Raw genomic sequence first — 17393 nt, forward strand, 5'->3', positions numbered from 1 at the left:
GCCGTGACACTCCCGGTCGCTGTGTGAAGGACGACACCGTACCCCCAGCGTCGCCCCCTCAGCCGAGGAGGACCACTTCCAGCTCGGCGCCCGGCTCCACGCTCTCCGTCTCCTCCGGGACCACGAGCAGGCAGTCCGCGTGCGCGAGGGCCGCGATCAGGTGGGAACCGGCACCGCCCACGGGTGTGACGGTGCCCGCCTCCCGGTCGTACCTGCCGCGCAGGAACTGGCGGCGGCCGGCCGGCGACGACAGGGCCTTCTCCGCGTCGAGCACCGCCCGCACCCGGGGCCGGTGCAGGTCCTCGACGCCCATCAGCGCGCGGATCGCGGGGCGCACGAACAGCTCGAAGGAGACGTACGAGGAGACCGGGTTCCCCGGCAGGGCGAGCAGCGGGATCTGCTCGGCGCCGATCGCGCCGAAGCCCTGCGGCTTGCCCGGCTGCATGGCCAGCTTGCGGAAGTCGACCTGCCCGTCAGCGGTCAGCGCCTCCTTCACCACGTCGTACGCGCCGACGCTCACCCCACCGGTGGTCACGATCAGGTCGGCCCGGATGAGCTGGTCCTCGATGGTGGAGCGCAGCGACTCCGCGTCGTCGGCGACGGCCCCCACCCGGTAGGCCAGGGCGCCGGCGTCCCGCGCGGCGGCGGCGAGCGCGAAGCTGTTGGAGTCGTGGATCTGGCCCTCGCCCAGCGGCTCGCCGGGCTGGACCAGCTCGCTGCCGGTGGAGAGGACGACCACCCGCGGGCGGGGGCGGACCTTCACGGTGCCGCGGCCGATCGCGGCGAGCAGGCCGATCTGCGGCGGCCCCAGGACCGTGCCCGCGGCGAGGGCGAGCTCCCCGGCCCGTACGTCGCTGCCCGCCCTGCGGACATGGGCGCCGGCCTCGGCGGCCCGGTGGACCCGGACCTCGCCCCCGGCGCCCTCGGGGGCGGTGCTCGCGGCGGTCATGCCGGTGGCCGCGCCCCCGCCCGTGCCGCCGTCGGTCCACTCGACGGGGACGACGGCCTCGGCGCCGGGCGGCAGCGGGGCGCCGGTCATGATCCGGGCGGCCTCGCCGGGGCCGACCTCGGGCAGGCCGCCCGCGCCCGCCGCGACGTCGCCGACGACGGTGAGGACGGCGGGGAACTCCTCGGTGGCACCGGCGACATCGGCGACCCGCACCGCGTACCCGTCCATGGAGCTGTTGTCGAAGGGGGGCAGCGCGGCCGGCACCGTCACGTCCTCGACGAGGACGCAGCCCTGGGCGTCGAGGAGTTGCAGCTCGATGGGTTCGAGCGGGCCGACCGTCGCGAGGATGTCGGCGAGGTGCTCGTCCACCGACCACAGGCCGCGGGCCGGGCCCGCGCAGGGGTCGGCCGCCCCGGCCTCGTGGTCGTGGTCGTCGTGGGACGGCGACGGTGCCGCGCTGCTGCTCAAAGTGCTACATCTCCTCGCTGACGTATCTCCGGAGCCAGGCCCGGAAGTCCGGTCCCAGATCTTCACGTTCGCACGCGAGTCTGACAATGGCACGCAGATAGTCCCCGCGGTCACCGGTGTCATAGCGGCGCCCCTTGAACACGACGCCGTGCACGGGGCCGCCGATCTTCTCGTCCGAGGCGAGTTTCTGCAGGGCGTCGGTCAGCTGGATCTCGCCGCCGCGGCCCGGCTCGGTCTCCCGCAGCGTGTCGAAGACGGCCGGATCCAGTACGTAACGGCCGATGATCGCGTAGTTGCTGGGCGCCTCGCCCGGGTCCGGCTTCTCCACCAGGTCCGTCACCTTGACGACGTCCGAGTCGACGGTCGCCTCGACCGCCGCGCAGCCGTAGAGGTGGATCTGCGAGGGCTCGACCTCCATCAGGGCGATGACGCTGCCGCCCTCCCGCTCCTGGACCTCCACCATCCGCGCGAGCAGCGGGTCGCGCGGGTCGATCAGGTCGTCGCCGAGGAGCACCGCGAAGGGCTGGTCGCCGACGTGCGGGGCGGCGCACAGCACGGCGTGGCCGAGGCCGCGCGGGGCGCCCTGGCGGACGTAGTGCATGGTGGCGAGGTCGCTGGACTCCTGGACCTTGGAGAGGCGCTCCTCGTCGCCCTTCCGGATCAGAGCTTCCTCCAGCTCGTAGTTCCGGTCGAAGTGGTCCTCCAGGGGACGCTTGTTCCGGCCGGTGATCATCAGAACGTCCGAGAGGCCGGCCGCTACGGCCTCCTCGACGACGTACTGGATCGCCGGCTTGTCGACGACCGGCAGCATCTCCTTCGGCGTCGCCTTGGTCGCCGGGAGGAAGCGGGTACCGAGACCGGCGGCGGGGATGACAGCCTTGCTGATCCGGCCGAGCCTGGGGAGCGACTGATTCATGCGGTGCACCTTAGTCGTTCGGAATGAGAAGAAGATGTGGCTTCGGTTAACTTCCTTCACATAAAGACACTTACAAGAATTTCGTACCTGTACATGAGGCCGCCATGACACCTGAGATGTCCGAAAAGACCCTGCTGCGCAGCCGACTTCTGGCCGCCCGCGCCGCCCTGACCCCCGATTCCCTCGCGGACACGGCCGGATCCCTCGCCCGGCGGGGCATGGAACTCGCCGAACTCGCGGAGGCGGCCACCGTCGCCGCCTATGTGTCCGTGGGCCGCGAACCGGGCACGCGCGCGTTGCTCGACGCCCTCCACGCGCGCGGGGTCCGGGTCCTGCTCCCCGTCCTGCTCCCCGACAACGACCTGGACTGGGCGGTGTACGAGGGACGGGAGTCGCTGGCGAAGGCCGGCCGCGGCCTGCTCGAACCGACCGGACCCCGGCTCGGCCCCGAGGCGGTGTGCGCCGCCGACGCGGTGCTGCTTCCGGGCCTCGCGGTCGACGGGCGCGGGATGCGGCTCGGACGGGGCGGCGGCTCGTACGACCGGGTCCTCGCCCGGCTCGCACGCGCGGGCGTGGATCCGGCCCTGGTGGTGCTCCTCTACGCGGACGAGGTGGTCGCCCGGGTCCCGGAGGAACCGCACGACCACCCCGTGCACGCGGTGGTGACCCCGGAGGGGGTCACCCGGTTCAGGGCTTCAGCGTGAGCGTGTCCTTCGCCGTCGCGTCGACCGCCGCCTTGCCGTAGGCCCAGTCGTACAGCTCGCCCTTGGTCCAGGCGTCCGTCTGGTCGGTGTAGTTCGAGTGGAAGGCGTGGCCGGAGGCGCCGGTCAGGTTGACCCACCGGGACTTGTCCCAGTCGCCGACGTTGACGACCATCCGCATCGACGGCACCCAGATGACCTCGTAGCCGCCGGCCGCGTTCCAGCCGGTGGCGTCGACGGCCGCCTCGCCGCCGCCCAGGTTCCACGGGCCGCGGTTGAGGAGCTGCTGCACGAAACCGGGTCCCGCGGTGCCGAGGGTCTGGTTCTTCAGGGTCAGCTGGTGCAGCCGGCCCCAGCTCCAGGTGGAGACGTCCTTGCCGAGCTTGGCGGTCAGCTCCCAGCGGGCGTCCTTCATGGCGCGGGCGAGCAGCTGGTCACGGGTCTCGGTGGCCTGGTCGAGCCGGTTGCCGGGGGTCGTCCACCACTCGTTCTTCTCCTGCTTGAGGAGCGGGCGGACCACCTCGTACCAGCGGTCGCCGCCGTCGGGCTGCGCCGAGTCGGGGTCGCGCTGGCCGCACTCGCGGACGAGCTTGTTCTGCTCGTCGACCGGGCCGGTGGCGTCGGCCGGGCGGACGTTGATGCAGTCGCCCTCGGCGCGCAGTTCCTTGGGCAGCTTGTTCCCGAAGGCGAGCTTGAGGACGTTGCGCCAGACCGCGTTGAAGTAGGCGGCGGCGGCCGAGTCCGGCTCCTGGGTGTAGTCCCAGCCCTCGAGGAGCTTCTGCGCCTCGCGGACGTACGGGTCGGAGATGTCGATCTTCAGCAGGAGCGGGTTGAGCAGGGTCGCGATCTCGCTGCGGTTGTCCGTCTGCATGGTCCGCATGTCGTCCGGCGAGATCTTGCCGCCGTCCTTGGTCTTCGACTCGATGAGGTCGTTGATCCGCTGGCTGCGCGAGCCGTAGCCCCAGTCCTTGGTGAGCAGGTCGGGGTAGGTCTTCTGGTCGATGACGGCCTGGTTGGCGGTGACGATGTAGCCGCGGTCCGGGTTCAACTCGTACGGCAGCTTCTCGAAGGGGACGTAGCCCTTCCACCGGTACTTCGAGTCCCAGCCCGGCGCCGGGAGGGTGCCGTCGCCCGTGGCGCGCTGCGGGATCTTGCCCGGCGACTGGTAGCCGATGTTGCCCTCGGTGTCGGCGTAGATCAGATTCTGGGACGGCACCTCGAAGTTCTTGGCGGCGGCCCGGAAGGTGCTGAAGTCCTTGGCGCGGTCGAGCGCGAAGATCGCCTCCATCGACCTGCCCGGCTGGAGCGCGGTCCACTGGAGGGAGACGCCGTAGCCGGTGCCGCGGTCGGGGGCGGCGTTGCCGACGGGGGCCTTCTGGCCGACCTTCTCCAGCTCGGAGGAACGGTCGGAGACCAGCGGTCCCCGCTCGGTGGAGCGGACGGTGATCTTGCGGTCGGCGCCGCCGGCGACCTTGATGGTCTCCTCGCGGCTCGTGAACGGCTTGACCTTGCCGTCGACGAGGTAGCCGTCCGGGCCGATCTTCTCCAGGTAGAGGTCGGTGACGTCGGCGCCGAGGTTGGTGAGACCCCAGGCGACCTTGTCGTTGTGGCCGATGATCACGCCGGGCATGCCGGAGAAGGTGTAGCCGGCGACGTCGTAGCGGCAGGTGGCCGAGACCGAGCGGCAGTGCAGGCCCATCTGGTACCAGAGGGACGGCAGCTGGGGCGCGAGGTGCGGGTCGTTGGCGAGCAGCGGCTTGCCGGAGGTCGTGAGCCGCCCGGAGACGACCCAGGAGTTCGAGCCGATGCCGTTGCCGTTGGGGCCGAGGAGGGCCGGGACGGTGTCGAGGACCTCGGAGAGCGCGCCGAGCTGGGACGCCACACCGCCGGAGGAGCCGCCGGGGCCCGTGCCGGGGGTGTCCCCGGTGGTCGTGCCGTCGCCCTCGGTCGCGTCGGCCTTCGGGTCGAACTTGCCGGTGGACCCGTCGACCGTGCCCTTGTCCAGGATCGGCTGATGGAGCGCGTACGGGTACTCCGGGTAGAGCTCCTTGATCTGCTTCGCGCTCAGCCGGCTCGTCATCAGCGAGCGGTCGATCTCGTCCTGCATGTTGCCGCGCAGGTCCCAGGCCATCGCCTTGAGCCAGGCCACCGAGTCGACCGGGGTCCACGGCTCGATCGTGTAGTCGCCGGTGAACGCGAGCGCCGCGTACTCGACGGAGACGTCCGCCGGGTCGCGGTCCTTCAGATAGGCGTTGACGCCCTCCGCGTACGCCTGGAGGTACTTCTTCGTCTCCTGCGACAGGACCTTGTCGTACTCCTCCTGCGCGACCCGGCGCCAGCCGAGGGTGCGCAGGAACGCGTCGGTGTCGACCTGGCTCTCGCCGAACATCTCGGAGAGCCGGCCCGCGGTCACGTGCCGCCGGACGTCCATCTCGTAGAACCGGTCCTGCGCCTGGACGTATCCCTGGGCGCGGAAGAGGTCCGTCTCGTTGTCGGCGTAGATCTGCGGGACGCCGTTCGCGTCCCGCTTCACCTCGACGTCGGCGGAGAGGCTGTCGAGGCGGATCTCGCCGGTCGTCTGCGGGAACGAGGCCCGGACGGTGCTGACCCCCCAGTACCCGCCGAAGCCGATGCCCACGACCAGTGCGAGGACCAGGACGAGGAGGAGCAGGCGGGCACGCCGCCCTTTCTTCTTGGCGGTCTTCTTGCCGGGGGGCGCGGACGTGTTGGAGGGCATCGCTGTCCTTCGAGGGGCAGGGTGGTCCTGGAGTACGGGAGCAACCTTAGGCGCAGCGTCCGGACGGCCCGGACGCGGTGTCAGGAAGAGAACCGTACTGATGAGCGAGGGGACGCAAAGATCGCGTCAAGAAAACGTTAAAGATTAGGTAAGGTAACGAAGTACCGGCCGCTGGAGGAACGATCCAGCCGCACGTGAGGGGAAGGAACGGCCACTGACTGTCCACCAGCTCAACGCACTCCTGCTCGTCTGCTCCCTCGTCCTGCTCGTGGCCGTCGCGGCCGTGCGGATCTCCTCCCGGAGCGGGCTCCCCAGCCTCCTGCTCTACCTGGGCATCGGCATCGCCATCGGGCAGGACGGCATCGGCAACGTCGCCTTCGACAACGCGGAACTCACGCAGGTCATCGGCTACGCCGCCCTCGTCGTGATCCTCGCCGAGGGTGGTCTCGGCACGAAGTGGAAGGAGATCAAGCCGGCGCTGCCCGCCGCGGTCGTCCTCTCCACCGTCGGCGTCGCCGTCAGCGTCGGCATCACCGCCGCCGGCGCCCACTACCTCGTCGGTCTCGACTGGCGACAGGCCCTGATCATCGGCGCCGTCGTCTCCTCCACCGACGCCGCCGCGGTCTTCTCCGTACTGCGCAAGGTGCCCCTCCCCTCGCGGGTCACCGGTGTCCTGGAGGCCGAGTCCGGCTTCAACGACGCCCCCGTCGTCATCCTCGTCGTCGCCTTCTCCACGGCCGGACCCGTCGACCACTGGTACCTGCTCGTCGCCGAGATCGCCCTCGAACTCGCCATCGGCGTCGCCGTCGGCCTCGCCGTCGGCTTCGTCGGCGCCTACGGCCTCAGGCACATCGCCCTGCCCGCCTCCGGCCTGTACCCGATCGCCGTCATGGCCATCGCCGTCGTCGCGTACGCCGCGGGCGCCATGGCCCACGGCTCCGGCTTCCTCGCGGTCTACCTGGCCTCGATGATCCTCGGCAACGCCAAGCTGCCCCACGCGCCCGCGAACCGCGGCTTCGCCGAGGGACTCGGCTGGATCGCCCAGATCGGCATGTTCGTCCTGCTCGGCCTGCTCGTCACCCCGCACGAGCTCGGCCACGACTTCTGGCCCGCCGTCGTCATCGGCCTCGTCCTGACGGTGGTCGCGCGGCCCATGGAGGTCCTGGTCAGCCTGCTGCCCTTCCGGATCCCCTGGCAGGAACAGGCCCTGATGTCCTGGGCCGGCCTGCGCGGAGCCGTCCCCATCATCCTCGCCACCATCCCGATGGTGTCGAAGATCGAGGGCAGCGAGCGGATCTTCAACATCGTCTTCGTCCTCGTCGTCGTCTACACCCTCGTCCAGGGCCCGACGCTGCCCTGGCTGGCGAAGGCCCTCAAGCTGGGCGACTCCGCCGAGGCCGCCGACCTCGGCGTCGAGTCCGCCCCGCTGGAGCGGCTGCGCGGACACCTGCTCTCCGTCGCCATCCCGGAGCGCTCCCGGATGCACGGCGTCGAGGTCGCCGAGCTGCGCCTCCCGGCCGGAGCCGCCGTCACCCTCGTCGTACGGGAGGACAGCAGCTTCGTACCGGGGCCCGCGACCGTCCTGCGGCACGGCGACGAGCTCCTCGTCGTCGCCACCGACCCCGTGCGGGACGCCACCGAGCGGCGCCTGCGGGCCGTCGGCCAGGGCGGCAAGCTCGCCGGCTGGCTCGGGACGGGAGGCGCGACGGCGAGCTCCCCGCCGGCCGCCACGGGACGCTTCCACCTGCCGAGCAGCGACCGCCACAAGGAAACCTAGGGTTAATCCCAGGCATTAATTCGGGTGCGGGAGCGTTTTCCCAGGCGAGAAGACGCTCTTCCCTGTACCATGAAGGCACACCTGATCGAACCAACTCTGCCTGACGCAGAGCTGGCGCGACCGTATGGCGGCCGTGGCGCCCCTCCGCAGTGGGGCCGGCCCGGTATCTACCGCAGTAACGCGCATGAGGACAGCTCTCGGCGACACCCGCACCACCGTGCCAGGGCGCGCTACCAGGCGGCAGAAAGGCCAGGACCGTGGCGTCCACGGTCATCTCGGACAAGCGGCCCGGCTACGGGCAGCTGCTGCGCACCCCCGGCGCACTGTCCTTCCTGCTCCCCGGCTTCGCCGCACGGCAGCCCTTCGCGATGCTGACCATCGGCATCGTCCTGCTCGTCCAGCACACCACCGGCTCCTTCGGCAGCGCCGGCGCGGTCGCCGCCGTCACCGGCGTCTCCATGGCGCTCTTCGCCCCGCAGAGCGGCAAGCTCGCCGACCGCTTCGGCCAGCGCGCCGTCCTGATCCCCGGCGTCCTCGTCCACACGGCCTCCGTCTCCCTGCTCGTCGCCCTCGCCCTGGCCGGCGCCCCGCTCTGGGCACTGTTCCTGGCCGCCGTCCCCGCCGGTGCCTCCGTGCCCCAGGTCGGGCCGATGGTCCGGGCCCGCTGGGCCGCCAAGCTCGACGGCACCCCGCTGATGCCGACGGCCGCCGCCTTCGAGTCCGTCACGGACGAGTTCACCTTCGTCGTCGGCCCCGTCCTCGCCACCGCCCTGTGCACCGGCGTCCACCCGGCCGCCGGCCTGATCGCCGAGGCCGTCCTCACCCTCGTCGGCGGCCTGTTCTTCGCCGCGCAGCGCGCCACCCAGCCCGCGTACGGCCTGTCCACCACGGCCGCCGCCGAGCCCCGCCGGTCCGCCCTGTCCATCCCCGGCGTCCGCGTCCTCGTCGTCGCCTTCCTCGGCATCGGCTCCGTCTTCGGCGGCATGCAGGTCTCCCTCACCGCCTTCACCGAGGAGATCGGCAACCCCGGCGCCAACGGCCTGCTGTACGGGGTCTTCGCCGCCGGCAACATGCTCGCGGGCATCGCCATGGGCGCCGTCGCCTGGAAGACCGGCCCCCGCCGCCGCCTGATCCTGGGCTACGCGGGCCTCACCGTCGCCGCCTCCCTGCTGTGGACCACGCACTCGGTGCTGCTCCTCGGCGCCCTGGGCCTGGTCGTCGGCCTGTGCATCGCCCCGGCCCTGATCACCGGCTACACCATCGTCGAGACCCTCATCCCGGCCTCGTCCCGCACCGAGGCCTTCACCTGGCTCACCGGCGCCGTCGCACTCGGCCAGGCCGCGGCCGTCACGGTCGCCGGACGCCTCGCCGACGCACACGGCGCGAGCACCGGCTTCCTGGTGCCGATGGCGGGCACGGCCCTCGCCCTGGCCACGCTGCTCGCCCTGCGGTCGCGGCTGAAGCCGCGCGAGGCGAGCCGGGTCGCGGCACGTGGTATCGGTCACCGCGTGCCGGTGGCGGTGGACTGAACCCACGGAATACGTCAGTATGGATCGTCGTTAGCACTCGATGAGTGTGAGTGCCAGGAGGAAGTCAAGTGCCGACCTACCAGTACCAGTGCACCGAGTGCGGCGAAGGCCTCGAGGCGGTGCAGAAGTTCACCGATGACGCCCTGACCGAGTGCCCGAACTGCAAGGGACGCCTGAAGAAGGTGTTCTCGGCCGTCGGCATCGTCTTCAAGGGCTCCGGCTTCTACCGGAACGACAGCCGCGGCTCGTCGTCCAGCAGCTCGCCGGCCTCGTCGAAGTCCTCGACCACCTCGACGTCGACTCCGTCGACCTCGTCGTCGGACTCCAAGCCGGCCGCTTCGTCGTCCGCTTCCTCCTCCTCGACGTCCTCGTCGGGCACCGGAAGCTCGGCCGCCTAGTTCTTCCGCCGAGGGCCCCGTCGCTGCGCGCGACGGGGCCCTCGGCGTTTCCGTACACGGTGCGTAGGGTGACCCGCATGGCGAACCATGACGTGTACGCGGACATCGGCGTGATCGGCGGCTCCGGCTTCTACTCGTTCCTGGAGGACGTCACGGAGGTGTCCGTCGACACCCCGTACGGCAGCCCCAGCGACTCCCTCTTCGTCGGCGAGATCGCCGGCCGGCAGGTCGCCTTCCTCCCCCGGCACGGCCGCGGCCACACCGTCCCGCCGCACCGGATCAACTACCGCGCCAACCTCTGGGCGCTGCGCTCCCTGGGCGTACGGCAGGTCCTCGGGCCCTGCGCCGTCGGCGGCCTGCGTACGGAGCACGGGCCCGGCACCCTCGTCGTGCCCGACCAGCTGGTCGACCGTACGAAGAGCCGGGACCAGACCTACTTCGACGGGGAGCGGCGGGCCGACGGGGCCGTGCCGAACGTCGTCCACGTGACCTTCGCCGACCCCTACTGCCCGGACGGACGACGGGTCGCGGTCAAGGCCGCCCGGGGACGGGGCTGGCAACCGGTCGACGGCGGCACGATGGTCGTCATCGAGGGCCCGCGCTTCTCCACCCGCGCCGAGTCCCGGTGGCACGCCGCCGCCGGCTGGTCCGTCGTCGGCATGACCGGGCACCCCGAAGCCGTCCTCGCCCGCGAGCTGGGCCTCTGCTACACCTCGCTCGCGCTCGTCACCGACCTGGACGCGGGCGCCGAGACCGGCGACGGCGTCTCCCACACCGAGGTGCTGCGGGTCTTCGGCGAGAACGTGGGACGGCTGCGGGAGGTGCTCTTCGACGCGGTGGGGGCGCTGCCGGCGACGGTGGACCGGGACTGCCTGTGCACGCGGGCGCACGAGGGCTGGGACCTGGGGATCGAACTGCCGTAATGCGCCCGGGGGGGTGCCGCAATGCCCCCGGGTTGCCGTACGCCCGGGGGGTGCCGCAATGCCCCCGGGTTGCCGTAAACCACCCCCTGGAGTGGGGAAGTTGTCCACAGGCGCGCGGTGATCCCCAGGCCGGAGCGGGGCGGTGGCGGAGTCGGGAGAGTGGAGGCGTCCCTCTTCCCGAGCCCTACCGGACAGGCGGTGTCCCGCATGACGACGACCCTCTCCTCCTCCGTCCCCGCGCCCTGCACGGTGCCCGCCTTCGAGCCGCTACGGGTCCGGGGCGCCCGGCACCGCCTACGACGGGCGCTCCGGCGGGGCCGGCGCGCACCGGCGCTGCTCCTGGCCCTGACGGCGGGCGCGCTGGCCGTCGCGAACACGGGCGCCGCTCCGGCCGCGCCGCCCCCGCAGGCGCCCGCCCGCGCGCGGCCGCCCGCCGCCGTGCCCCTGGTGTCCGCGCCGGTACGGATCGCCGACGCCGCGACCGTACGGCTGCTCCGGCCCGGCGACCGGGTCGACGTGATCGCCGCACCCAACTCCCCGCTCGGCGGGGAGGGTGAGGCCCGGGTGGTCGCCACGGGCGCCCGAGTGGCCGAAGTTCCGCCGCCGGGCGAGACTCGATCGGACGGAGGGGCGCTCGTCGTCCTGTCCGTGCCGCGGTCGACGGCGGCCACGCTGGCAGGTGCCGGAGTCACGTCCCAACTGGCGGTGACGGTGTGCTGATTCGCACTGGCACACTGTCAAGTCACCGTCCCGTGTGTACGGATTGGACGCCTCTGCGCCGTTCACGGCCTAATGGCTCCGCACACAGCGGTACAAGCGACTTCACACGCGACTTCACACGCGGCATCTCACGCGACATCTCACGCGACGAAAGGCACCTCGGTGGCCGAGAAGAAGGAAAGTTTGCTGGGAGGCTTCAAGGCCTTCCTGATGCGGGGCAACGTGATCGACCTGGCGGTGGCGGTCGTCATCGGTGCCGCCTTCACGAACATCGTGAACTCGGTGGTCAAGGGCATCATCAACCCGATCGTCGGCGCCTTCGGCACCAAGGACCTGGAGAGCTACGCGTCCTGCATCAAGGGCGACTGTGTCGTGGTCAACGGCGAGATGCAGGGCGTCCAGATCCAGTGGGGTCTGGTCCTCAGCGCGGTGCTGAGCTTCCTGATCACCGCGGGGGTCGTCTACTTCCTCATGGTCCTGCCGATGGCGAAGATCCTCGCCAAGCGCGCCGCGCACGAGAAGGTGAAGGAAGGAGTCCAGGAGACCCTGGAGGTCAGCGAGCTGGAGGTGCTCAAGGAGATCCGCGACCACCTGGTCTCCCAGCGCGGCCCGTCCCTGAACCACACCCCGGTTCCGGGTTCCGGGGTCGTCGGCGGCGGGGGCGCCGAGGCGCACTCCACCTCCTGACCGGCGGAGGCCGGTTTCAGAGGTGGTGCGGCGGCTTCTCGTCGAGGAAGCGCGCGAGGTCGGCGGCGCTGCCGCCGGCCGGAGGCCGCTCTCCCCACCCGCGGTCCGTGTCGTCCGCGGATTGCTGGTCCAGCGGATCGTCGAAGACGAGTACCGGCTTCGGACTGTTCTCGGGGCTGGATGACAGGCCGGGCTGCTTCGCGTCTCGCGGTCCGTGGGCGGGGGCGGTGCTCATCTCTTCAGGGTACGCCCGCTCGCCCGCCCCGTACCCCCCTGATCAGCGGTCTTTCGGGTCGATCAGCCACAGGCCCAGCACCACCAGGAACGACAGGACGAGGAAGCCCGCGCCCCACCAGGCGGTGCCGGTGTCGCCCGCCATCCACTCGTCCACCACGATCGTCAGGCCCCACAGCTGGCCGATGACCACCGTGAGCGCCAGCGTCAGGCGGGCCGAGAGCTTCGAGGAGCGCTCCGGCTCCTGCTCCGTACCGGCCCCGGGGCCCGGACCGGTGTGCCGGATCCGGGGATCGCCGTATCCGCTGGTGGGCCGGATCTGGGGGTAGCGCTCGTGCACGGGCCGGTTCAACCGGGGCTGAGCGCTGCCCGGGGTGTAGGAGGGGCGGGGCGGGAGGGGGGCGGAGGGGGAGGGGGAGGGCCCCCCTGGACTCTCCGGGTCCTTCGGGAACGGCGTCTCGGTCATGCGCGCTCACTCCTCTCGGCCCCGCCACGCGTGTCGGTGGCCGCGCGCTCCTTGCCCGTGTCGGTGGCCGCGCGCTTCTTGCCCGTGTCGGTGGCCGCGCGCTTCTTGCCCGTCTCGGTGGCCGCGCGCTCCTTGCGCGTGTCGGTGGCCTCGCCCTCCAGGCGGGCGCAGAGGGGGCTGCCGACGCCGCGCTGGCGGCAGTAGCCCTCCTGGAGGCTCTCGCCGGAGCGGGCGGTGCCGATGGCCCAGACGCTGCCGTCGACCTGCTCGATCAGGATCACCTTCGGCAGGCCGCGCGGGGGCGGGCCGGCGGTGACCTCTCCCGTACGGGCGTCGAAGATCCCCTCGTGGCAGGGGCAGTACAGCTCGCCCTCGCTCCCCCGTTCCTTGCGCCAGAGCACGGCGCAGGCGAGGTGGGTGCAGACGGCGGAGTAGCCGGCGAGGGTGCCGTCGTCCATGCGGACGGCGATCGCCCGGTCCTCGTCGCCGGGGTAGCGGAAGGCGAGCGACTCACCGGGTTCGATCCGGTCGGCGATCTTCTTGATCGCGGGGAGGCCGTCGGGGTCGCCGTGCCGGTGCAGGATGCCGGAGGCGACGGCGATGCCGCCGACGGCGAGGCCGCCGGAGACGGTGGCGACGATCCGCAGGTAGTCGCGGCGGGTCGTGAGGGAGTCGGCGGCGATCCGGTCGTGGAGCGCTTCCTGGGCCGCGTCGGCGTGGGCGTCCGGGGCGGGCGGCTGGGGGTCGGTGACGCTCAACGGACGCCCTCCCGTCGCCCGCCGCCACCCTTGTTCGAGTTCGCTTCGCTCACGTCCACTCCGTTGATCTCGACGACGGGAAGCCCGCCCGGCACCGGCCACTGGACCTTGTCGGCGGGGACGACCATCGCCACTCCGGTGGTGACGGTGGTGCTGCCGAAGGTGAAGGAGTCGGCGACCTGGACGCCGGGACGCTCGGCCTGGAGCTCTTCGAGGGTTCCGTAGAAGAGGGCGCCGGTGGGGCAGACGGTGGCGCACATCGGGGCGAGGCCGTAGGCGGTGCGGTCGTAGCAGAGGTTGCACTTCATCTGGAGCTTCGCCTGGAGGTCGATCTTGGGGACGCCGAAGGGGCAGGCGTTGACGCAGTTGGCGCAGCCGATGCAGCGGGTGGTGTCGGCCTGCTGCACGACGCCGTCGGCGGTGACGAGGATCGCGTCGGCGGGACAGACCTCGGCACAGGGGGCGACGGGGTCCTCGCAGTGCATGCAGACGGTGGGGAGGGAGGCGACGGAGCGGCCCTCGTCGGGGTAGTCGAGGTGGATCATCGACTTGCCGCGGTGGGAGTCGCATTCGCGGCAGGCGGATACGCAGGCCTGGCAGCCGATGCAGCGGCCCGGGTCGATGAAGATCGTGCGGCCCATCATGTGCGGTCAGCTCCTCTCCCCGGTGCCGCGGCCCTGGGGGGAGGTGGGGGGCAGCGGGTCGGTGCGGGAGACCTGGGTCTCCGGGTATGCCTGGTGTCCGGGGGCGGTGGGCGGGGCGGGGACCTCGTCGATGCGTTCGGCGGCTTCGATGCGGGCGGCGCACACCTTGTACTCGGGGATCTTGGAGCGCGGGTCGAGGGCGTCGATGGTGAGGGCGTTCGCCGCCGTGGGGACGGGCCAGTGGTACGGCACGAAGACGGTGTCGGGGCGGATGGCCTCGGTGACGAGCGCGGGGAAGACCTCGCTGCCGCGGCGGGTGACGACGCGGACGGGGTCGCCGTTGCGGAAGCCGTGCGAGGGGTGGACCTCGACCCAGGGGCGGGGGGTCTGCTCGACGAGGGCGCCGAGGCGGCGGGTCTGGTTGCCGGAGAGGAAGTGGGCGACGGTGCGGCCGGTGGTGAGCGAGAGGGGGTACTCCTCGCTGTACGGGTCCATGGGCGGGTGCCATTCGACGACCTGCAGGTGGATCCTGCCGTCGGGGTGGTAGGTGCGGCCGTCCTCGAAGAGGCGGGGGGTGCCGGGGTGTTCGGTGGTGGGGCAGGGCCAGGCGATGCCGCCGGTCTCCTCCAGGCGCTCGTACGTGATGCCGTAGTAGTCGTTGACGGTGCCGGCGGAGGCGATGCGGAGCTCCTCGAAGACGGAGCGGGAGTCGGGGAAGGCGAACTTGTCGGCGGCGCCGAGCCGCTTGGCCAGTTCGCAGATGACCCAGGTGTCGGTGCGGACGCCGGCCGGTGGTTCCTGGGCCTTGTTGTGCTTGACGACCCGGGCCTCGGCGTTGGCCATGACGCCCTCGTCCTCGGCCCACACGGTGACGGGGAAGACCACGTGCGCGTTGGCGGCGGTCTCGGAGAGGAAGAAGTCGAACTGGGCGTGGAATTCGAGGGTGTCGTAGCCGTCCTTGACGGTGGCGTAGTTCGGGAGGGAGACGAAGGGGTTGTTGCAGATGCCGACGAGGCCGCGGATCTCCTTGCGCTGCATCTGCCAGACCATCTCCATCATGGAGGTGCCGGCGGGTGGGAGTTCGGCTTCGTCGATGCCCCAGATCTCGCAGATCTGGCGGCGGTGGTCGGGGTTGGTGATGGAGCGGCCGCCGGGCAGGAGGTCGGACTTCTGGCCGTGCTCGCGGCCGCCCTGGCCGTTGCCCTGGCCGGTGATGGTGCCGTAGCCGGCGCCGGGCTTGCCGATGTTCCCGGTGGCGACGCAGAGGTTGATGATGGTGAGGCAGTTCTCGACGCCCTGGGAGTGGTGCTCGACGCCGCGGGCGTGCCAGGCCATGGCCTTGCCCGCGCCGGCGAACATGCGGGCGACCTGGACGATCTGCTCCTCGGGGACGCCGCAGATCTCGGCCGACCGGGCGGGCGGGTAGGCGGCGACGGTCTTCTTGACCTCGTCCCAGCCGGTGGTGTGGGCGGCGAGGTAGGCCTCGTCGGTGAGGCCCTCGGCGACGACGACGTGCAGGACGGCGTTGAAGAAGGCGGCGTCGGTGCCGGGCTTGAGGGCGACGTGGACGTCGGCGGTGCGCGCGATCGCGGTCTCGCGCGGGTCGACGACGATGAGGGTGGCGCCCCGGTCGCGGGCTCCCCACAGGTACTGGGTCATGACGGGGAAGCACTCGCCGACGTTGGATCCTGCGATGAGGAGGCAGTCGGTGAGGAGGATGTCGGAGAAGGGGTTGCCCGCGCGGTCGATGCCGAAGGCGAGCTTGTTGGCTCCGGCGGCGGAGACCATGCAGAGGCGGCCGTTGTAGTCGACGTGCCGGGACTTGAGGGCGACGCGGGCGAACTTGCCGACGAGATAGGTCTTCTCGGAGAAGAGGCTGGCGCCGCCGAGGAGTCCGAAGGAGTCGTTGCCGTACGCGCCCTGGATGCGGCGGATCTCGGCGACGGTGTGGTCGAGGGCCTCCTCCCAGCTGACCTCGCGGAACTCCTCGTCGCGGTTCCTGCGCATGAGGGGTGCGGTGAGCCGGTCGGGGTGGTTGACCTGCTGGTAGGCGTTGATGCCCTTGGGGCAGAGCCGCATGCGGTTGATGTCGTGGTTGCGGGGCTCGACGCCGAAGACCTTGCCGTGGCGGTCGACACGGAGGTACATGCCGCACTGCACGCCGCAGAAGCAGCAGTGGGTGGGGACGAGCGTCTCCCCGTTCTGGTCGGCGTGCCAGCGGTCGGCGGGGATGCCTCCGGCGTCGCGGAAGTTACGGGTGCCGGGCGGGGCGAGGGAGGGGTCGAGCGGCAGCGGCCGTCCGGGGGTGGTCGCGGGGTCGGTCGCGGTCACTTGAAGCCCTTCTTGACGTGGTCGAGGTAGGCGGTGCCGCGGAGGACGCGCTTGCAGCGGGGGCAGTACTCGGCCCACTCGTCGAAGCCGAGGTCGAGGTCGCGCATGGTGCCCTGGAGGTTCTCCACGTACGGGGCGGTGTCGATGGGCTCGTGGCAGCGGCGGCAGGTGAGGACCTCCTCGTCCGCGCGGCGGGAGGTGTACTTGAAGAGCTGCATGCCGACGGCGGCGGGCCGCTGGACGATGTGGAAGAACTTGCCGAAGGGGATGTAGATGAGGGTGAAGACCACGGACACCATGTGGAGGATCGCGAGGAACTCGTAGCCGCCGCCGTGCAGGAAGATCGACGAGAAGGTCAGCAGCAGCCCGGTCACCGAGATGACGATGAGGGCGAGCAGCGGGATCAGGTCGTAGGCGAAGCGCTGGCCGGTGATGGCGCCGCGGTCCTTCAAGCGGCGCCACAGGAAGTAGGCGGCGCCCGCGATGACGAGGACGGCGGCGATGTCGAGGCCGTGGAACATGAGCCAGCCGGGGACGCTGAGGGCGTCGAAGCCGAGGACCTTGAAGCCCCAGATCCGCATCTCGTAGCCGGGGCCCGAGCCGGTCGACGAGGTGAAGGTGAACCAGCCCCAGGTGAGGGGGAAGGTGATGAGCGCGGCCAGGATGCAGCCCCAGAAGATGAGCTGGTGGGCGGCCCAGCGGGCGTGCGAGCGGGCGCCGAGGAACTTCTGGAAGCCGAGGTAGGTGGCGATCATCTTCGGCAGGGCGGTGGGCGCCTTGCGGAAGTTCGCGGCGGAGAAGAAGGAGCGCCGGCCCTGCCGGAAGAGGCGGCGGGCGCCCGGCGCGGAGACCCAGACCGTGTAGCGGTAGGCGACGCCGAAGGCGAGGAAGACGGTGGCCACGGCGTACGGCAGGAGGGCCGAGTCGAAGTCGCGGAGCAGGCGGCTGCCGAGGACGATCGCGAGGATCAGCAGGGCGGAGACGACCGCGCCGGCGAGGGAGGCGCGGCGGCGCACGGCGGCGGGGGTCTGCGGCGGAGCCCCCGCGCTCTGGGGCGGAGCCGGGGCGCTCTGGGGCGGAGCCGCGGGGGTGGGTTCGCTCGGCGGGGGTGTCGGCTCGGCGGTCTGCGGTGGCTCGGTCACGCGGCCACGGTAA

At 71.5% G+C, this 17393-nt stretch carries 16 protein-coding genes; 7 read left to right on the plus strand and 9 right to left on the minus strand.

What is annotated here, in order from left to right; all coding sequences use genetic code 11:
• Window positions 1-58: 58 nt before the first annotated feature.
• Together glp and galU are read right to left on the minus strand one after the other, a co-directional pair.
• Entirely contained in the window at window positions 59-1417 is a 1359-nt protein-coding gene (gene glp, locus ACN9M0_RS14690; RefSeq protein WP_399698631.1) for a molybdotransferase-like divisome protein Glp, read from the minus strand.
• 4 nt (window positions 1418-1421) lie between these two features.
• On the minus strand, window positions 1422-2333 hold the full coding sequence (gene galU, locus ACN9M0_RS14695; RefSeq protein ID WP_366039142.1) for a UTP--glucose-1-phosphate uridylyltransferase GalU: 912 nt from the start codon (window positions 2331-2333) through the stop codon (window positions 1422-1424).
• 104 nt (window positions 2334-2437) lie between these two features.
• On the opposite strand from galU, the gene ACN9M0_RS14700 reads away from it, so the two are divergent.
• Window positions 2438-3037 (plus strand): 5-formyltetrahydrofolate cyclo-ligase, encoded by a 600-nt coding sequence (locus ACN9M0_RS14700; protein WP_399698630.1) that lies wholly within the window; start codon window positions 2438-2440, stop codon window positions 3035-3037.
• On the opposite strand, the gene ACN9M0_RS14705 is transcribed toward ACN9M0_RS14700, so the two are convergent.
• Window positions 3021-5771 (minus strand): penicillin acylase family protein, encoded by a 2751-nt coding sequence (locus ACN9M0_RS14705; RefSeq protein ID WP_366039140.1) that lies wholly within the window; start codon window positions 5769-5771, stop codon window positions 3021-3023. The two genes, ACN9M0_RS14700 and ACN9M0_RS14705, sit on opposite strands and share 17 nt — an antisense overlap.
• A gap of 214 nt (window positions 5772-5985) precedes the next feature.
• Between ACN9M0_RS14705 and ACN9M0_RS14710 the strand changes: the two genes are divergently transcribed.
• From ACN9M0_RS14710 to mscL, 6 genes are all read left to right on the plus strand, one after another.
• Window positions 5986-7548: a potassium/proton antiporter gene (locus tag ACN9M0_RS14710; RefSeq protein ID WP_366039202.1), complete on the plus strand. Its 1563-nt coding sequence runs from the start codon at window positions 5986-5988 to the stop codon at window positions 7546-7548.
• 257 nt (window positions 7549-7805) lie between these two features.
• Entirely contained in the window at window positions 7806-9077 is a 1272-nt protein-coding gene (locus ACN9M0_RS14715) for an MFS transporter (protein ID WP_366039138.1), read from the plus strand.
• A gap of 68 nt (window positions 9078-9145) precedes the next feature.
• A complete protein-coding gene (locus tag ACN9M0_RS14720) occupies window positions 9146-9475 on the plus strand; it encodes an FmdB family zinc ribbon protein (RefSeq protein ID WP_366039137.1) in 330 nt (109 codons plus the stop codon).
• 77 nt (window positions 9476-9552) lie between these two features.
• Window positions 9553-10398, plus strand: a complete 846-nt coding sequence (locus ACN9M0_RS14725) for an S-methyl-5'-thioadenosine phosphorylase (RefSeq protein ID WP_366039136.1) — start codon at window positions 9553-9555, stop codon at window positions 10396-10398.
• Window positions 10399-10605: 207 nt separating this feature from the next.
• Window positions 10606-11118, plus strand: coding sequence for a hypothetical protein (locus ACN9M0_RS14730; protein WP_366039134.1), 513 nt, complete (start codon window positions 10606-10608; stop codon window positions 11116-11118).
• A 162-nt stretch (window positions 11119-11280) separates the two neighbouring features.
• Entirely contained in the window at window positions 11281-11805 is a 525-nt protein-coding gene (mscL, locus tag ACN9M0_RS14735; protein WP_366039133.1) for a large conductance mechanosensitive channel protein MscL, read from the plus strand.
• A 16-nt stretch (window positions 11806-11821) separates the two neighbouring features.
• Here mscL and ACN9M0_RS14740 read toward each other — a convergent pair whose 3' ends face one another.
• Genes ACN9M0_RS14740 through ACN9M0_RS14765 form a run of 6 tightly spaced genes read right to left on the minus strand, consistent with a single transcriptional unit; the run spans window position 11822 to window position 17380 of the window.
• The gene (locus ACN9M0_RS14740; RefSeq protein WP_366039132.1) at window positions 11822-12040 is read right to left on the minus strand and encodes a hypothetical protein; all 219 of its coding nucleotides are present in this window, start codon (window positions 12038-12040) and stop codon (window positions 11822-11824) included.
• A 42-nt stretch (window positions 12041-12082) separates the two neighbouring features.
• Window positions 12083-12505 (minus strand): hypothetical protein, encoded by a 423-nt coding sequence (locus tag ACN9M0_RS14745; protein ID WP_426403721.1) that lies wholly within the window; start codon window positions 12503-12505, stop codon window positions 12083-12085.
• Complete coding sequence (locus tag ACN9M0_RS14750) at window positions 12502-13263, minus strand: ubiquinol-cytochrome c reductase iron-sulfur subunit (RefSeq protein ID WP_426403722.1); 762 nt, start codon at window positions 13261-13263, stop codon at window positions 12502-12504. The genes ACN9M0_RS14745 and ACN9M0_RS14750 overlap by 4 nt, the downstream gene beginning before the upstream one ends.
• A complete protein-coding gene (locus ACN9M0_RS14755; protein ID WP_366039128.1) occupies window positions 13260-13907 on the minus strand; it encodes a 4Fe-4S dicluster domain-containing protein in 648 nt (215 codons plus the stop codon). The genes ACN9M0_RS14750 and ACN9M0_RS14755 overlap by 4 nt, the downstream gene beginning before the upstream one ends.
• 6 nt (window positions 13908-13913) lie before the next feature.
• Window positions 13914-16238 (minus strand): molybdopterin oxidoreductase family protein, encoded by a 2325-nt coding sequence (locus ACN9M0_RS14760; RefSeq protein ID WP_426403723.1) that lies wholly within the window; start codon window positions 16236-16238, stop codon window positions 13914-13916.
• On the minus strand, window positions 16235-17380 hold the full coding sequence (locus tag ACN9M0_RS14765) for an MFS transporter (protein WP_366039126.1): 1146 nt from the start codon (window positions 17378-17380) through the stop codon (window positions 16235-16237). Before ACN9M0_RS14765 ends, ACN9M0_RS14760 begins: the two co-directional genes overlap by 4 nt.
• Between the last annotated feature and the right edge of the window lie 13 nt (window positions 17381-17393).

Origin of the sequence: Streptomyces sp. R-07 (assembly GCF_049913175.1) — a bacterium.
Classification (GTDB): domain Bacteria; phylum Actinomycetota; class Actinomycetes; order Streptomycetales; family Streptomycetaceae; genus Streptomyces.